This window comes from Paeniglutamicibacter psychrophenolicus, assembly GCF_017876575.1.
GTDB lineage: Bacteria > Actinomycetota > Actinomycetes > Actinomycetales > Micrococcaceae > Paeniglutamicibacter > Paeniglutamicibacter psychrophenolicus.
This window is the reverse complement of record NZ_JAGIOE010000001.1, coordinates 2396277-2411738: the sequence shown is the minus strand read 5'-3', so window position 1 is coordinate 2411738 and position 15462 is coordinate 2396277. Positions and strand designations below refer to the sequence as shown.

General features: G+C 63.8%; 18 protein-coding genes. 4 read left to right on the top strand and 14 right to left on the bottom strand.

The features are described from left to right. The first annotated feature begins 141 nt into the window (after positions 1–141). Positions 142–1467 carry an AI-2E family transporter gene (locus JOF46_RS10925; protein WP_342592424.1) on the top strand — a complete coding sequence of 442 codons (1326 nt, stop codon included), beginning with the start codon at positions 142–144 and terminating at the stop codon, positions 1465–1467. A 38-nt stretch (positions 1468–1505) separates the two neighbouring features. Here the strand turns inward: JOF46_RS10925 and JOF46_RS10920 are convergent, their stop codons facing one another. Continuing rightward, positions 1506–1856 carry a hypothetical protein gene (locus tag JOF46_RS10920; protein ID WP_209907305.1) on the bottom strand — a complete coding sequence of 117 codons (351 nt, stop codon included), beginning with the start codon at positions 1854–1856 and terminating at the stop codon, positions 1506–1508. Between the two features lie 114 nt (positions 1857–1970). Here JOF46_RS10920 and nucS point away from each other — a divergent pair, with 114 nt between their 5' ends. The 3 genes from nucS (at position 1971) to JOF46_RS10905 (ending at position 4683) form a co-directional block, all read left to right on the top strand. Continuing rightward, the gene (gene nucS, locus JOF46_RS10915; RefSeq protein ID WP_209907304.1) at positions 1971–2666 is read left to right on the top strand and encodes an endonuclease NucS; all 696 of its coding nucleotides are present in this window, start codon (positions 1971–1973) and stop codon (positions 2664–2666) included. Positions 2667–2811: 145 nt separating this feature from the next. Beyond that, positions 2812–4035 (top strand): N-acetylglucosamine-6-phosphate deacetylase, encoded by a 1224-nt coding sequence (locus JOF46_RS10910; protein ID WP_209907303.1) that lies wholly within the window; start codon positions 2812–2814, stop codon positions 4033–4035. Between the two features lie 444 nt (positions 4036–4479). Next, positions 4480–4683, top strand: a complete 204-nt coding sequence (locus JOF46_RS10905; RefSeq protein ID WP_068735141.1) for a cold-shock protein — start codon at positions 4480–4482, stop codon at positions 4681–4683. 147 nt (positions 4684–4830) lie between these two features. Here the strand turns inward: JOF46_RS10905 and JOF46_RS10900 are convergent, their stop codons facing one another. The 13 genes from JOF46_RS10900 to JOF46_RS10840 form a co-directional block, all read right to left on the bottom strand. Further along, entirely contained in the window at positions 4831–5268 is a 438-nt protein-coding gene (locus JOF46_RS10900) for a DUF2550 domain-containing protein (RefSeq protein WP_245348092.1), read from the bottom strand. Between the two features lie 7 nt (positions 5269–5275). Beyond that, positions 5276–5560 carry a F0F1 ATP synthase subunit epsilon gene (locus JOF46_RS10895; RefSeq protein ID WP_071213163.1) on the bottom strand — a complete coding sequence of 95 codons (285 nt, stop codon included), beginning with the start codon at positions 5558–5560 and terminating at the stop codon, positions 5276–5278. A 2-nt stretch (positions 5561–5562) separates the two neighbouring features. Continuing rightward, positions 5563–7020 carry a F0F1 ATP synthase subunit beta gene (gene atpD, locus JOF46_RS10890; protein ID WP_113761917.1) on the bottom strand — a complete coding sequence of 486 codons (1458 nt, stop codon included), beginning with the start codon at positions 7018–7020 and terminating at the stop codon, positions 5563–5565. 57 nt (positions 7021–7077) lie between these two features. After that, entirely contained in the window at positions 7078–7971 is an 894-nt protein-coding gene (locus JOF46_RS10885) for a F0F1 ATP synthase subunit gamma (protein WP_209907302.1), read from the bottom strand. Positions 7972–8049: 78 nt separating this feature from the next. Continuing rightward, positions 8050–9687 carry a F0F1 ATP synthase subunit alpha gene (gene atpA / locus JOF46_RS10880; protein WP_209907301.1) on the bottom strand — a complete coding sequence of 546 codons (1638 nt, stop codon included), beginning with the start codon at positions 9685–9687 and terminating at the stop codon, positions 8050–8052. Between the two features lie 120 nt (positions 9688–9807). Beyond that, positions 9808–10620, bottom strand: a complete 813-nt coding sequence (locus tag JOF46_RS10875; protein WP_209907300.1) for a F0F1 ATP synthase subunit delta — start codon at positions 10618–10620, stop codon at positions 9808–9810. Then, positions 10620–11174 carry a F0F1 ATP synthase subunit B gene (locus tag JOF46_RS10870; protein WP_209907299.1) on the bottom strand — a complete coding sequence of 185 codons (555 nt, stop codon included), beginning with the start codon at positions 11172–11174 and terminating at the stop codon, positions 10620–10622. The genes JOF46_RS10875 and JOF46_RS10870 overlap by 1 nt, the downstream gene beginning before the upstream one ends. Before the next feature lie 74 nt (positions 11175–11248). Beyond that, a complete protein-coding gene (locus tag JOF46_RS10865; protein WP_071213157.1) occupies positions 11249–11464 on the bottom strand; it encodes a F0F1 ATP synthase subunit C in 216 nt (71 codons plus the stop codon). 93 nt (positions 11465–11557) lie between these two features. Next, entirely contained in the window at positions 11558–12364 is an 807-nt protein-coding gene (gene atpB, locus JOF46_RS10860; RefSeq protein ID WP_209907298.1) for a F0F1 ATP synthase subunit A, read from the bottom strand. Positions 12365–12442: 78 nt separating this feature from the next. Continuing rightward, positions 12443–12691, bottom strand: coding sequence for a hypothetical protein (locus JOF46_RS10855; protein ID WP_209907297.1), 249 nt, complete (start codon positions 12689–12691; stop codon positions 12443–12445). After that, positions 12678–13175, bottom strand: a complete 498-nt coding sequence (locus JOF46_RS10850) for a hypothetical protein (RefSeq protein ID WP_209907296.1) — start codon at positions 13173–13175, stop codon at positions 12678–12680. The genes JOF46_RS10855 and JOF46_RS10850 overlap by 14 nt, the downstream gene beginning before the upstream one ends. A gap of 165 nt (positions 13176–13340) precedes the next feature. Further along, a complete protein-coding gene (locus JOF46_RS10845) occupies positions 13341–14459 on the bottom strand; it encodes an MraY family glycosyltransferase (protein WP_209907295.1) in 1119 nt (372 codons plus the stop codon). Further along, positions 14456–15448, bottom strand: coding sequence for an L-threonylcarbamoyladenylate synthase (locus JOF46_RS10840; RefSeq protein ID WP_245348091.1), 993 nt, complete (start codon positions 15446–15448; stop codon positions 14456–14458). Before JOF46_RS10840 ends, JOF46_RS10845 begins: the two co-directional genes overlap by 4 nt. Positions 15449–15462: the final 14 nt, after the last annotated feature.

Here is a 15462-nt window from a genome sequence, read left to right as displayed (position 1 = left end):
AACGAGTTGTGGCGCATCCGGGTTCCTTGATGTGGGTAGCACCACGCTTTGCACAGGTGAGGCATCGGCCACCATCTGCCGCATCCGACATCGGGGCCCCAATGCCGACAAGTGGCGGCACCGGGTATTAAGCTCGGGGTTGTGACTACTCAAGACGGGGACGACGCAGTGCCGCCGGCAGCAACCGGCGGCCATGGGCCTGTGCCCGGAGCCGCAGGATCGGACGCTTCGGGAGTCCCGGCCGCCGGGGAGGAATCCGGGGCCGGCACCCCTGTTCCGGGACCGCCGGCGCGCCCGCGGCAGTGGTGGCGCCGCATCCTGGGCACCGCCCAGCAGACGCTCGACGCCCGGATCAAGCCGCCGGCGAACTTCGGGTTCCCGCCCGAGCCGAAGCACGAGGCCGGCGCGGGCCTCCCGGGCGCGGATGTATCCCCGACCGCCAACCCCATCGCCTTCGGGTTCCTGTTCACGGTCGGCGTGGGACTGGCCCTGCTGGGCTTCTTCCTGCTGACGAATGTGGGCTCGCTGGTCATCTGGATCGCCATCGCCCTGTTCATTGCCCTGGGGCTGGACCCTGTCGTGCGCTTCCTGGTGTCGCACGGGACCTCGCGCACCGTCGGGGTGCTGCTCACGATGCTGGCGCTGCTGGTCCTGGCCGCCGGGTTCATCGGCAGCATCATCCCCACGCTCACCGCGCAGACGGCCCAGTTCATCGAGCGCGCCCCGAAGCTGGTCGACGACTTCCTGAAGTCCGAGCTTTTCGTCAGCCTCGATGCGCAGTACCACGTCTCGGACCGGATCAGCCAGGAGATCGGGAAGTTCTTCTCCGACACCGGGGCCGTGGGCGGGATCTTCGGCGGCGTGCTGGGCGTGGGCAGCGTCATCGCCCAGGGCATGTTCGGCGCGCTGATCGTGCTGGTGCTGGCCATCTACTTCCTGGCCTCGCTGCCGGCGATGCAGTCCTTCTTCTACCGCCTGGCCCCGCGTTCGCGCCGGGCACGGGTCGAGGAGCTGGGCGACACCATCACCCGGTCGGTGGGCAACTACGTCATGGGCCAGGCGTTCGTGGCGCTGCTCAATGCCACCGTCGCGCTGATCCTGATGAGCGCGCTCGGGGTGCCCTTTGCCGCCCTGCTGACCCTGCTTGTCGCCATGCTGGCGTTCATCCCGCTGGTCGGCGCGGTGATCGCCGGCATCCTGGTGTCCCTGATCTCGCTGACCCTGGGGTGGCAGACCACCGCGATCTACGCGATCTGCTACTTCGGCTACCTGCAGATCGAGGCGTACTTCATCTCCCCGCGCGTGATGCAGAAGGCCGTCTCGGTCCCCGGCGCGGTGGCAGTGATCTCGGTGATCGCCGGCGGCTCGCTGCTGGGGGTCATCGGCGCGCTGATGGCAATTCCCGCGGCCGCGGCGATCATGTTGATCCTGCGCGAGGTCTTCATCGCCCGGCAGGACAACCGCTAGGGCCTTCCGTGCCCGCCGGCTGCCGGCGGATCGCCGGCCTAGTACCGGTAGGAGCGTGATTCCCAGCACTTGGGGTGCCAGTGGCGACGGGCCGCGGCCGAGGCTTCGTCGCCCGACCAGTGGTCGGCCCTCCACGCCACCAGGTGCTCGGTCCCCGGGGAGATGAAGCGCCCGCAGCCCGGGCACTTGTAGGTCTTGGACGCACCGCCGGCCGAAATCCGGCGCACGTGCCATTGCCCGTCCGGCGCGTCCTGCAGGCGCTGGACCCCGTGGCGCGCCTTTTCCAGCCAGGCGTCGTCGCCCGTGGCCTCGGGGCGGGTCCACTTGTTGACCCGGCCGGAACGGGCTGCGGGCGTGGAGGAGCGAGAAGGTCGATTCGAGCGGGCCATGGTCCAATTCTGCCCCAGTTCCGTGGTGGGCCGCGCCCGCGGCGCAGCTTCGGCCCTCCCCGTCCGGGCCCCGGCGGGCCCGGGCCGTCGGCGAAACCCGGTAGAGTGCCTGTTGTGCGTTTAGTGATTGCCAAGTGTTCAGTTGATTACGAGGGCCGCCTTCGGGCCCATCTCCCCCTGGCGACCCGTCTGTTGATGGTCAAGGCCGACGGCTCCGTGCTGGTGCATTCCGACGGCGGCAGTTACAAGCCGCTGAACTGGATGAGCCCGCCGGCGGTGATGCGGGTCGTCGAGCCCGACGAGGAGCAGGCCGCCGAGGGCGACATCGAGCTCTGGCACGTCGCCCACCAGAAGTCCGACGACCGCCTGGTGGTGCACATCAAGGAGATCGTCCACGACACCGAGCACAACCTCGGCACGGACCCCGGGCTGATCAAGGACGGTGCCGAGGCGGACCTGCAACGCCTGCTGGCCGACCAGATCGAGACCGTCGGCGCCGGATACACGCTGATCCGCCGCGAGTACATGACCGCCATCGGACCGGTGGACATCCTGGCCCGCGACGCCAACGGCGCCACCGTCGCCATCGAGCTCAAGCGCAACGGCGACATCGACGGCGTCGAACAGCTCACCCGCTATCTAGAGCTGCTCAACCGCGACCCGCTGCTCAAGCCGGTGCGCGGCATCTTCGCCGCCCAGAAGATCAAGCCGCAGGCCCGCACGCTGGCCACCGACCGCGGAATCGACTGCCTGGTGTTGGACTACGACGCGATGCGCGGCGTCGACGACGTGTCGGCACGGCTCTTCTAGGGCCCCTGCGACACACCCTTGCCCCTCCTCGGGGACCACGTCTCCCGGATGCACCCGCCCGGCTCGACCCCGCCAGCGGGGCATGCCGCGCAACCTTGTGCCGCGGCTACCTCTGCACACGGGCGCTCGGACCTAGAATGGGTCCATGACTTCCACCGACTCACCCGACCGTTACGCATTGACCGGACGACTGGTGTCCCCCGGCAGGGACATCACCAAGGGCATCATCGCCGTGGAGGGCAACCGGATTGCGTTCGCCGGCGATGTGCGCGAGTTCTCCTTCTTCGACGAGGCCGGCGCCTTCGAGCTGCGTGAAAGCCCCGAGGGAACCGTCATCATCCCCGGCCTGATCGACCTGCATTGCCACGGCGCGGCCGGCGGCGATTTCCCTTCCGGCGACCGCGAGAAGATCGCCACCGCCATCGAGCACCTGCACCGCTCGGGCACCACCACATTCCTGGCCTCGCTGGTCACCGCCTCGCGCGCCGACATGCTGGCCTCGGCCGCCGTGCTCTCCGAGTTCGCCCAGCGCGGGGACATCGCCGGCATCCATGCGGAGGGCCCGTTCCTGTCCACCGCGCGCTGCGGAGCCCAGGACCCGGCATTCCTCTCCGACCCGGAACCGGACTTCGTCGATGAGTTGATCGACGCCTCGGCCGGCCAGCTGCGCACCATGACCTATGCGCCGGAGCTTCCCGGGGCCGACGCGCTCCTCGAGCAGCTGGTGTCCCAGGGCGTTGTCCCGTCACTGGGCCACACCGATGCCGACGCGTCCACCACCGCCGCCTCGCTGTCGCTGGCCCGCGAGGAACTGGCCAGCGCCGGGGTCGACGGCTTCACCGAGCGCCCCACCGTCACCCACCTGTTCAACGGGATGCCGCCGATGCACCACCGGGCACCCGGTCCGGTCGCTGTCTGCCTGGAAATGGCTGCCCAGGGCAAGATCATCGTCGAGCTCATCGCCGACGGCGTGCACCTCGACCCGGACATGGTCCGGACCATGTTCAACCTGGTGGGGGCCGACTCCATCGCGCTGGTCACCGACTCGATGGCGGCCACCGGGCTGGCGGACGGCACCTACGAGCTGGGCCCGGCCGAGGTCATGGTGTCCAACGGGGAAGCCCGCCTAGCCTCGAACGGATCGCTGGCCGGGGGAACCGCCAGCATGCTTGATGTCCTTCGCTCCACGGTGGCCGCCGGGGTGGATCTGCGCGACGCCCTCGTCTCGGCCACCAAGGTGCCGGCGAGCGTGCTGGGCCTGATCGACGAGGCCGGTCGGCTGCACCAGGGTTTTGCGGCGGACTTGCTGGTCCTGGACGCGGACCTGGGGCTGCAGCAGGTTGTCCGCAACGGCAAGTACCTTCTCTGACGCACGGTCCCTTCCCCACACGGAATCCGCCCGGCCCGGGGAATTCTCCCGCGGCCGGGCGAACGCCCCGCCCCATTGCTGCAAATGCCCGGCCCCGCTGCTGTAAGCGCGACACACCGGCCCCACGGCCCCGTTTCCCCTTGGCCCGACGGCACCGCGGCGGACCTGAATCCGTCGGCGCGCCCTGTCCCGGGGTCGATGCCCAAGGGCCCATGTGAAGTCTTTGCTTGCCATCTGAGTCAAAGGTATTGACCCAAGTCACACCATTGTGTGATGCTTGACTCAGTCTTTGTGTTGGTTAGTCATACCCGCCAAAGCAGTGCTGCGGGTGTGAAGTGACTGCGGCGGGGTTAAACCCACGCCAGTGATCTTCTCACTTGAGTACCACCCATGGCCGTCGCACGGTGCAGCGGCCAGATTTTCGCACTAAATGAGGAGAAATACATGGCTCAGGGAACCGTGAAGTGGTTTAACGCCGAAAAGGGATTCGGTTTCATCACTCCCGATGGCGCCGAGGCTGACGTTTTCGTGCACTACTCGGAAATCCAGACCAACGGTTTCCGCACGCTGGAAGAAAACCAGCGCGTGGAATTCGAAGTTGGACAGGGCGCCAAGGGGCCGCAGGCCACCGGTGTGGTCGGTCTCTAAAGGACTTCACAAACTCTTTGAACTTCCCGTCCTTCTGTCCTCGACCCGCACAGCGGAGTCGATCGGATAGGCGGAAACACTAAAAGAAAACAAAAGCCTGGGGCGGGATGATTTATTCATCCCGCCCCAGGCTTTTGTCTTGCTTGATCAGTCTTGCCGCCAGGTCCCGACACCCGCAACGGGGCCGGCCTCAACCCACGCCGAAAGGCCGTTGTAGGTCTGGTAATCCATGGCAATCAAGACATCTCGGCCTTCATAGCTCATCATCACGATGACGCTTCCGGGCTGTACCAGGTGCTTTTCCTCTTCCTCCGGCTTTCTCCAGCCCTTGAGCAGGATGGAGGACCTCAGGAATCGATGCACCGGGATCGGGGAGACCGAAAAGAGCTTGAGGAACTCAAGCTCTCCGGGCCCATAACGCGCAATCGCCATCATCCACTTCCCGGAGGACGTGGAGATGGAAGCGTCGAAAGTGCCAAGAGTGCGCCGCAATTGAATGCGACGCACTCCCATGGCACCCAAGAACATCACCACAAGCAGCAGGGCTGCCAACACGATGAGTACAGGAATGCCGAGTTCGTTCAAGGCAGGACTATCGAGTTCCCGCCGGGACGGAGTCGGCCATGACGGCGTTGTCCGCTACGATCACCACGCGGTCGGCGTCAACGGAGAAGAACCCGCCATCAACCTGGACCGAGAACCGTGACCCGGAGACCGGAACGATTTCCAGATCCCCGGCAGCCAGGACGGCCAACATCGGCACGTGACCGGGAAGGATCCCGATCTCGCCGTTGCTGGTGCGTCCCTTGACCAGTTTCGCCGCTCCCGACCACACGAAGTGGTCGGCAGCAACGATTTCGACTTGGAGTTCGGCCATGACTAGCGGGTCGACTTCTGGATGTCGGCCCACTGGCGCTCAACGTCGTCCATGCCGCCGATGTTGAAGAATGCCTGCTCGGCAATGTGGTCAACGTCGCCGTTGCAGATCGCGTTGAAGCCCTCGATGGTGTCCTTGATGGCAACCGTCGAACCCTCGACACCGGTGAACTGCTTTGCGGTGTAGGTGTTCTGCGAAAGGAACTGCTGGATGCGACGGGCGCGTGCCACGACGATCTTGTCTTCTTCGCCGAGCTCGTCGATGCCGAGGATCGCGATGATGTCCTGCAGTTCCTTGTTCTTCTGAAGGATCTGCTTGACGCGAACCGCGGTCTCGTAGTGAGCCTGGCCGACGTACTGCGGGTCAAGGATTCGCGACGTGGAGGTCAGCGGATCGATGGCCGGGTACAGGCCACGGGAAGCGATTTCACGGGAAAGTTCCGTGGTCGCGTCCAAGTGGGCGAAGGTCGCTGCCGGTGCCGGGTCGGTGTAGTCATCAGCAGGCACGTAAACGGCCTGCATCGAGGTAATCGAACGGCCCTTGGTCGAGGTGATGCGCTCCTGGAGGAGACCCATCTCGTCGGCAAGGTTCGGCTGGTAACCCACGGCCGACGGCATGCGGCCCAGAAGGGTCGACACCTCGGAACCGGCCTGGGTGAAGCGGAAGATGTTGTCGATGAAGAGCAGCACGTCCTGGTTCTGCACATCGCGGAAGTATTCCGCCATGGTCAGCGCCGACAGTGCAACGCGCAGACGCGTGCCTGGCGGCTCATCCATCTGGCCGAACACCAAGGCGGTGTCCTTCAGAACGTTTGCTTCTTCCATTTCGACCCAGAGGTCGTTACCTTCACGGGTGCGCTCGCCAACACCGGCGAATACCGAGGTACCACCGAAGTTGCGGGCCACACGGGTGATCATTTCCTGGATCAGAACCGTCTTGCCGACGCCGGCGCCGCCGAACAGACCAATCTTGCCGCCCTTGATGTAAGGGGTCAAAAGGTCAATCGACTTGATGCCGGTTTCGAGCATTTCGGTCGAGCCTTCAAGGCTCGCGAAGCTCGGAGCCTTGCGGTGGATCGGCCAGCGCTCGGTGATTTCGAGTTCCGAGGCTTCCACGTCGAGGGGCTCGCCCAGGACGTTGAAGATGTGACCCTTGACGACATCGCCAACGGGTACGGAAATCGGGGCACCCGAGTCGACCACCGAGGTACCGCGGACAAGTCCGTCGGTTGCCTGCAGTGCGATAGCGCGAACCATTGAGTCACCGAGGTGCTGGCTGGTTTCGAAGGTGATGGTTTTGGTCTCGCCGTTGAGGGTAATCTCAGCGGAAAGAGCGTTGTAAATTGCAGGCAAGGAGTCGGCGGGGAATTCAACGTCGACAACCGGGCCGATAACGCGTGCGATACGACCGGTTGCACCGGTCGAAGCAGCGGTACCCTGCTCGTTAAGTTGGGCAGTCATCTCTCTCACTTCACTTGTGTAGATGGCGTGGATGTAAGTGTTGGTAGGAAAATCCCGTTAGCCGTTCAGCGCGTCAGCGCCGGCAACAATTTCGGAAAGTTCCTGGGTAACCTCGGCCTGGCGGGCGTTGTTACGAAGACGCGTGTACTTCTTGATCAGTTCGTTGGCGTTGTCGCCAGCGGACTTCATGGCACGTTGGCGTGCTGCCAGCTCGGAAGCGGCTGCCTGCAACATGGCGTTGAAGATACGTGACTCGATGTAGCGCGGGAGCAGTGCGTCCAGCACCTGCTCCGGTTCCGGCTCGTATTCGTAGAGCGGCAGCAGCTCGTCGGCGGGAGTCTCGGACTCCTCCTCGACGACCTCTAGCGGCAGCAAACGAATGACCGTCGGCTCCTGAACGACCATCGACTTGAACTGGGTGAAAACAACGTGGATCTCGTCCACGCCACCAGCTTCAAACTCGTCGGCGAAGTCCTTCAGCAGGACCTCGCGCAGTTCGCGTGCGGTTTCAAACTCCGGAGCGTCGGTTCCGCCGGTCCACACCTTCGCGTATTCCCGTCCACGGAAGTCGAAGTACGCCTGGCCCTTGCGGCCGACCAGATAGGTCTTGACGTCCTTGCCTTCTGAATGGAGCAGTTCAACGAGGTGCTCTGCCTGCTTCAAGACGCTGGCGGAGTAGGACCCGGCGAGTCCGCGGTCCGAAGTCATGACCAAGACTGCCGCGCGACGGATTGAATCCGGCTCGGTGGTCAGTGGGTGCTCGACCTCGGACTGTGACGCGACGGCAGTAACAGCACGGGTAATCGCATTGGCGTACGGCAGCGATGCCGAGACACGCGCACGTGCCTTGCCAATACGGGAAGAGGCGATCAGTTCCATCGCCTTGAAGATCTTGCCCATCGACGTCGTCGATGCAATCTTCTGGCGGTAGACCCGAATCTGGGCTCCCATGTTTGTCCTTTCCTTATCCCTTTGCAGGGGTTGCCGCGCCACACGTGGTGACGCGGCAAGCCCTACTCAAAGGTGATGTCAGCGCTTTTGCTTGACGATCTTTTCCTGGTCGACGGATCCCTCGGCCAAGGCGTCGAATTCTTCGCTGCCAGCGGCGACAAGCTTGTCGTCGCCCTGGCCAAAGAAGCCGGCCTTGAAGTCGATGATGTTCGACTTGAGCGTCTCGACCGTCTCGTCCTCGAGCTTGCCGGTTTCGGCAATCACGGTCAACGCATTGGCGCGGTGACGCAGGTGGGCGAGGAATTCGGTCTCGAAGCGGCGAACGTCTTCAACCGGGACATCGTCCAGGTAGCCGTTGGTGCCCATCCAGATGGAAACAACCTGGTCCTCGACAGCGAACGGTGCGTACTGGCCCTGCTTGAGCAGCTCCATCAAACGCGCGCCACGGGTCAGCTGCTGCTTGGAAGCGGCATCCAGGTCCGAGGCAAACATGGCGAAGGCCTGCATGTCGCGGTACTGGGCCAATTCCAGCTTCAACGTACCGGAAACCTTCTTCATGGCCTTGACCTGGGCCGAGCCACCCACGCGGGAAACCGAAACACCCACGTCGACGGCCGGACGCTGGTTGGCGTTGAAGAGGTCCGACTGCAGGAAGATCTGGCCATCGGTGATCGAGATGACGTTGGTCGGGATGAATGCCGAAACGTCGTTTGCCTTGGTCTCGATGATCGGCAAGCCGGTCATCGAACCGGCACCGAGCTCGTCGGAGAGCTTGGCACAACGCTCGAGCAGACGGGAGTGCAGGTAGAACACGTCACCCGGGTATGCCTCGCGTCCTGGCGGACGGCGCAGCAACAGGGAAACGGCACGGTAGGCTTCGGCCTGCTTGGACAGATCATCAAAGACGATCAGAACGTGCTTGCCGTCGTACATCCACTGCTGGCCAATGGCCGAGCCGGCGTACGGTGCCAGGTACTTGAAACCAGCCGGGTCGGATGCCGGGGAGGCCACGATGGTCGTGTACTCCAGGGCGCCGTTGTCCGCAAGGGTCTGGCGCACTGCGGCAATGGTCGAAGCCTTCTGACCAATTGCCACGTAGATGCAGCGGACCTGCTTGTTGGTGTCACCCGAAGCCCAGTTGGCCTTCTGGTTGATGATGGCGTCCACGGCCAGGGCCGTCTTGCCGGTCTGGCGGTCACCAATGATCAGCTGGCGCTGGCCACGGCCGATCGGGATCATCGCGTCGATGGCCTTCATGCCGGTCTGCAGCGGTTCGTGAACCGACTTGCGCTGCGTTACGCCGGGTGCCTGGGTTTCCAGGGCACGACGGCCGGAGGCCGCAATCGGTCCCAGGTCATCGATCGGCTCGCCCAGCGGGTCGACCACGCGGCCCAGGAAGGCGTCGCCAACCGGAACCGAAAGGATCTCGCCGGTGCGCTCAACGCGCTGGCCTTCGGCAATGCCGGTGAAGTCGCCAAGGACAACAACACCTATATCGCGGGTATCAAGGTTCTGGGCCAGGCCCAGAGTGCCGTCTTCGAAGCGAAGCAGCTCATTGGCCATGACGGAGGGAAGACCCTCCACCTTGGCGATGCCGTCACTTGCCGTGGTTACGCGGCCGACCTCGGTGCGCTCAGCTTTGCCCGGTTCGTAGGACGCTGCGAACTCATTCAAGGCATTGCGGACGTCGTCGGCATTGATGGTCAATTCGGCCATCTGCAGTCCCTGCTCTCCTAAGTTGTGATTGCCGCGATGGATCCTTGCGGCAACCGAAATTTGATTCAGTCTATGGTGACTGGCCTGCAAGGCAGGCCCCCCGTTGTGGTGGGGGGCTGCCTAGCTTGCCAACTGGCGGCGAAGCTCCGCGACGCGGGTGGCGATGGTTGCGTCAACAACCTCGTCACCCACCTTGATGCGGATGCCGCCAACTAGTGCCGGGTCGATCTCGACATTGATCTTCAAGTCCCGGCCGTAAAGGTTGTTTAGGCCTGCCTGCAGGCGCGCTGTTTGCTCGCTCGTGAGATCACGGGTGACACTCACTTGGGCAATCCAGCGGTCCTGGCGTTTAGCCACCAATTCCACGAAGCGCTCCAGAAGTGCAACGGGCTTGAGCCCGCGCGGCGAAGCGACGGCCTGGCGGATCAGCAGTGCCGATGCGTCCGAGGCGTTCGGAACCAGCTTGAGCGCCAGGGCGCTCTTGGCTTCGTCCGATGCCTTGGAATCATCGAGTGCACGCTGCAGATCATGACTGGACCCAACCACGCGGATGAACGCGAAGAGGTCTTCTTCGAGCCTCTCCAGCCCAGCGGAACCGTCCTGACGCTCGGTCACCGCGATGGCGACAGTTGCCGCCAGGGTTTCCAATGCATCGCCAATGTCTCGTGCCGAGCTCCAACGCGAGGATGCCAGAGACGCGACGGCGGCTTCGGCTTCCGCCGACACCTTCCCGTGCAACAGCTTGGCCACGAGGCCAGCCTTGTCCGAGGCCCCACGGGCCGGATCAGTCAGTGCGCGACGCAGGCCTGCGTTGCCATCCAGAACGTCAACCGTTCCAAATAGCTCGGCGGACAATTCCAAGGACGCGTGTGCAAGCTTGGTTTCCAACGACGCCAGCGCCGCGGACAGTGACTCGCTCGATACACCTGCCATTAGTTCGATGCACCTGCGTTCTGCTGGTTTTCCAGGTCTGCCAGGAACTTATCGACCACGCGGGAAGCGCGGTCATCGTTCTCAAGAGCGTCGTCGACGATCTTGCTGGCCAAAGAAGTTGCCAGGGTTCCGACCTCGGCACGCAGCGAGGTAACTGCTGCGACGCGCTCGGATTCGATCTGGCGATGTGCCTGCTCAGTGATGCGAGCGGACTCCTCGGCGGCCTTTGTCTTGAGCTCCGCGAGGATCTGTGCACCTTCTTCGCGCGCTTCCTCACGGATGCGGTTGGCTTCGGTGCGTGCTTCCAGCAGCTGTGCCTTGTACTGCTCCAGGGTGGCGTTGGCTTCGGCCTGTGCGGCCTCTGCCTTTTCAAGTCCACCCTCGATGGCCGTGACACGGTCCTGGTAGGACTTCTCGAATGCCGGGGCAATGTACTTGACCACGATGAACAACAGGACAGCGAAGCCTGCGGCAGTGACAAGAATTTCCCACGGGTTCGGAAGCAGCGGGTTTGCGCCCGCACCTGCAGCGAGGATCAATTCGTTGCTGATCATTCTCACTCTTCCTTATCTCTTAAGTTCCAATTGCAATGGCGCCTGCGAAAGTGGCAGGGCCACTACGAGGGGAACTAGGCGCCGACGACGAAGGCGAAAACCAAGCCCAGGATGGCAAGTGCTTCTGCAAGGGCGAAGCCCAGCATGGCGATGGGCTGCAGGATGCGCTGTGCTTCCGGCTGACGAGCTACGCCGTTGATGTAGGCAGCGAAGATCATGCCCACGCCGATGGCGGAGCCGATTGCAGCCAGGCCGTAGCCGATCATGTTAAGGGAGCCGTGGAGTTCCATTTCGTTCCTTTCAAGATACCGACACTTTGTCGGCAGGTTGTGAGGTCATTCCCTGTTGAAGGGGAAAACTATGTTTTTTGGTGCGAGCCCGAATTAGTGGGCGTCTGCATCCAGGGCACCCTGGATGTAGATGGCGGTCAGCAGGGCGAAGACAAACGCCTGCAGGACCATGATCAAGAGTTCGAGGAAGTACATTGCCACCGAGCCAGCGATGACCGCAACGCCAATGGCGTTCATGGCCAGGGACTCCTGGACGATGATCAGGTGGCGTGCGCCGGTGGCTGCCAGCATCACGATCATGTGGCCGGCAAGCATGGTGGCCATCAGACGCAAGGAGTGGGTCAACGGGCGGACGATGAAGTTGGAAATGATTTCCAACGGCACCATCAGCGGCATGATCCAGCCCGGGACGCCCGAGGGAACGACAGCCAGCTTGAAGTAGCGGATGCCGTGGTTCTTCACGCCGACAGCGATCCAGGTGCCATAGATGATGATGGCCATGGCGTACGCTGCACCGGCGTGGGAGAAGGACGGGAGCTGAAGGAACGGGATGGCCCCGAACAAGTTGTTCAGCAAGACGAAGAAGAAGGTCGCAAACAACAGCGGGACCCACTGGGCGAAGTTCTTTTCGCCGATGATGTCGCGGCCAATGCCGTTACGGACGAAGCCGTAGGCGCTTTCAGCCAGGAACTGTACCTTGCCTGGAACGAGCTTCGGATTCTTGATGGCCGACTTGAAGAACCACACGATCAAGATGATCGAGAGGATGATCATGACCATCTGCTTGCCGAAACCGGTCCCGTACTCGGCTAACCATGGCAGCACCTCGGGAAGGTGGGTGTCGGAAATCGACGGCGGGACATAAGGTTCAGTGGCCGTCGGAAGCGCAAACGCGGTCAACGCGCTGTCCTCTCTGCAGTTTCGGTCGTGGGGCAAAAGCGGTGATTCGGCGCAAGGCGCCGCCCACCGTGTGAAGTTCTATTGGTCGATCTCATCGTCTGGTGAAAACCCGCGGCGTCGATGCCGCAAATGGTGGCGAGCCAGAAACATTCCTGCGGTTGCGCCAAGCAGCGCACCGAGGAAAACAATCCAGCGGGTGTCCAGCAAAAGATCCAAACCCCAGCCTATCAAACCCCACGCGATGAGCCCGCCAACAATGTAGTTGACGTACTCGCGGACGCGGGGCTGTTTCGGCTCTTGAACGGGATTGGTTTCAGGGTTGCCCATGATCCCCTCCTGCGGAAGGGGACGGCGATGGATCGTCGGAATTGAAAATGGGAAGCCGCGCCCGGGAGAAGGCTCGGATCTCGCCAAACTGCCACAGCACCAGGGAACCCAGGGCTCCCCACATGAAGTAGGGCGCAAGCACCCAATCGGGCAATCCGGAGAAAAGCACCAGAAAGCCCATTCCCAGGATCTTGGCGATGTACATGAACAAGAATGCCGGCAGCGCCCAGGCGCTGCGATAGCGCCCGGCCCACTCGGCGACAAGCAGGCTGACGCCGAAGAACACAACGATCAAGGCGCAACCGAAGGCCAAGGAGCCGGCCTCGCGTGCGCCAAGGATCGGCCACGCGGCGAGGGACGCAAGGGTGCCGACACCAACGGTGTAGGCAACGCAGGTCTTCAGGATCCCCAGCCAAGGGGAACGCGGAGCCGACGATGCAACCAATGCACCGCTGGCCTTGGAACCGCGTTCCGGCTTGATCATGTATTTTCAGTTCCCTTGTATACAGAAGGGCCCGCTTGCGGCGGGCGCCTGCCTGGTATCGAGGCTTGCTGGGGATGTCCCCGGTGAAGGCGACCCTTGAATTCTACACGAGATAGAACAGGGGCTCGAACCTGCTGCCGGTGGGCCGGTACGGGGTGGGCGCTGCTAGTTTGCGCCGGGCGCCGGGGCCTTGCCCCGGGCACGCTTGAGCAGTGGCCACCAGGTGACCAACGTCACGCAAACAAAGGCCGCAACATAAAGCGGAATAGCGATTTTCCGGTTGGTCAGCGAGATGACCACGACGCCGGAAGCGACCAGGGAAGCCCACAGGTAAAGGATGATGACCACTGCGCGGGGGCTGTGCCCCAGATCGACCAGGCGGTGGTGGATGTGCCCGCGATCCGCGCTGAAGGGGGACCTGCGATTGGCGGTTCGCCGGATCACCGAGAGCAGCAGGTCGACGTACGGCAGCACGATCACCGCCACCGGAAGAATCACCGGCATGAAGGCCGGGACATTGCGGAAACGGAAGGCGTCCTCCCCCAGCACGTCCCCGGTCACCGCCAGGGTGGCCACGGCAAAGAGCATCCCGATGGCCAGCACCCCGGTCTCCCCCATGAAGATTGAGGCAGGCTGGAAGTTGTGCGGCAGGAAACCCAACGTTGCCCCGAGCAGCACCGCACAAAGCAGGGCGGAGAAATTCGCGTTGTCCTCGGCGCTGACGCGCGTGGCCAGCAGGTAACTGTATACAAAGAAGGTTGCCGCACCGATGGCGGAGATGCCGGCCGCCAGTCCGTCAAGGCCGTCGACGAAATTGATGGCGTTCATCGTGCCCACGATGATCAACACCGTGACCACGACCTGCACCGTCGGGGACTCGATCTGCAGGGAACCCACAGGCAGGGCCTTGAGCAGGATCCCGTGCTTGACGATCACCAGGCCTACCGCGACCTGCCCTAGGAGCTTGATCCACCAGCGCAGGTCCAACAGGTCGTCAAAGACCCCCATGACCAGGATGATCCCCAGGGCTATCAACACGCCCTGGATGGATTCGGTCGACCGGAAGATCCCGGAGAAGAACGGAATTTGGGAGGCCACCAGGATCCCGAGGTAGAGGCCGCCGATGATGGCGACCCCGCCGAGCTTGGGGGTGGGCTTTTCGTGGAAGTCGCGGTCGCGCACCGGGGCCTTGGGCATGAAGCGCACGCCCACGACGCGGAGCACCGGGGTAAGCAGATACGAGGTCATGAAGGTGATCCCGATCAGCAGGAGATAGCTTCTCATGACGCGCGGGCGGACTCCCCTGCCGCGCCCTCGCCCTGGTGCGGCGCCGGCTTCGCGGTCGCGTCCCGGGGTGCTGGGTGATCGTCCGGCACATCGGGATCGACTGCCGGAGCCGCGTCGGCCCGGCCGGCATCATGGCCGTCGGGGGCTTCGGAGCCGGCCGTTTCCTCGGAAACGCCGCTTGATTCCGCAGCGGCTTGATGAGTGGAGGCGTCGGTTGCCGTGGAGGCGTCGGCGTCACCGTCAGCGGATTCGGCTGCGTTGGGCGCTTCGGCGGTGCCGGCCTCGGGCGCATCCGCGGCGGCGATGGCCGGATCCGGCTGCCCGTCGGCGTCCAGCAGCTCCGGGACGACCACGCGCAGCAGCTCGAGCGACAGCGCGCCGGCGCGCACCACCCGCGGCGGGGTGAGCGTGCAATCGATGATGGTGGAGCCCAGCGCATCGCCGGAGACCGGGCGGGGCCCGGCCTCGAGGTACACCTCTACGGTTTCGCCGAGCTGGTCGAAGGCCGCTTCGGCGGTGTCCGCGGCGGGCTGGCCGGTGCGGTTGGCCGAGGAGACGGCCAGCGGGCCGGTGAGCTTGAGCAGGTCGCGGGCGATCTGGTCGTCGGGCACCCGAAGGGCCACGGTCCCCCGGGTCTCCCCCAGGTCCCAGGTCAGCGACGGCTGGGCATGCAGGATCAGGGTCAGTGCGCCGGGCCAGAACCGCGCGGCCAGCTCCCGGGCGAAGTCCGGCACGTCGGCGGCCAATCCGTCCAGCGTTGCCGCCTGCGGGATCAGCACCGGCGGCGGCATGCTGCGTCCGCGGCCCTTGGCGGCCAGCAGCGTGGCCACCGCCTGGGCGGAGAATGCGTCGGCGGCAATGCCGTAGACGGTGTCGGTGGGCATCACGATGCACCGGTTTTCGGCCAGTGCGGCGCGTGCGGCCTCGAGTCCAGTCTCTAGTTCCTGGCTGTCGCGGGCATCAAAACGTGAAGTCACGTGATTCATTCTTCCATGTTTCG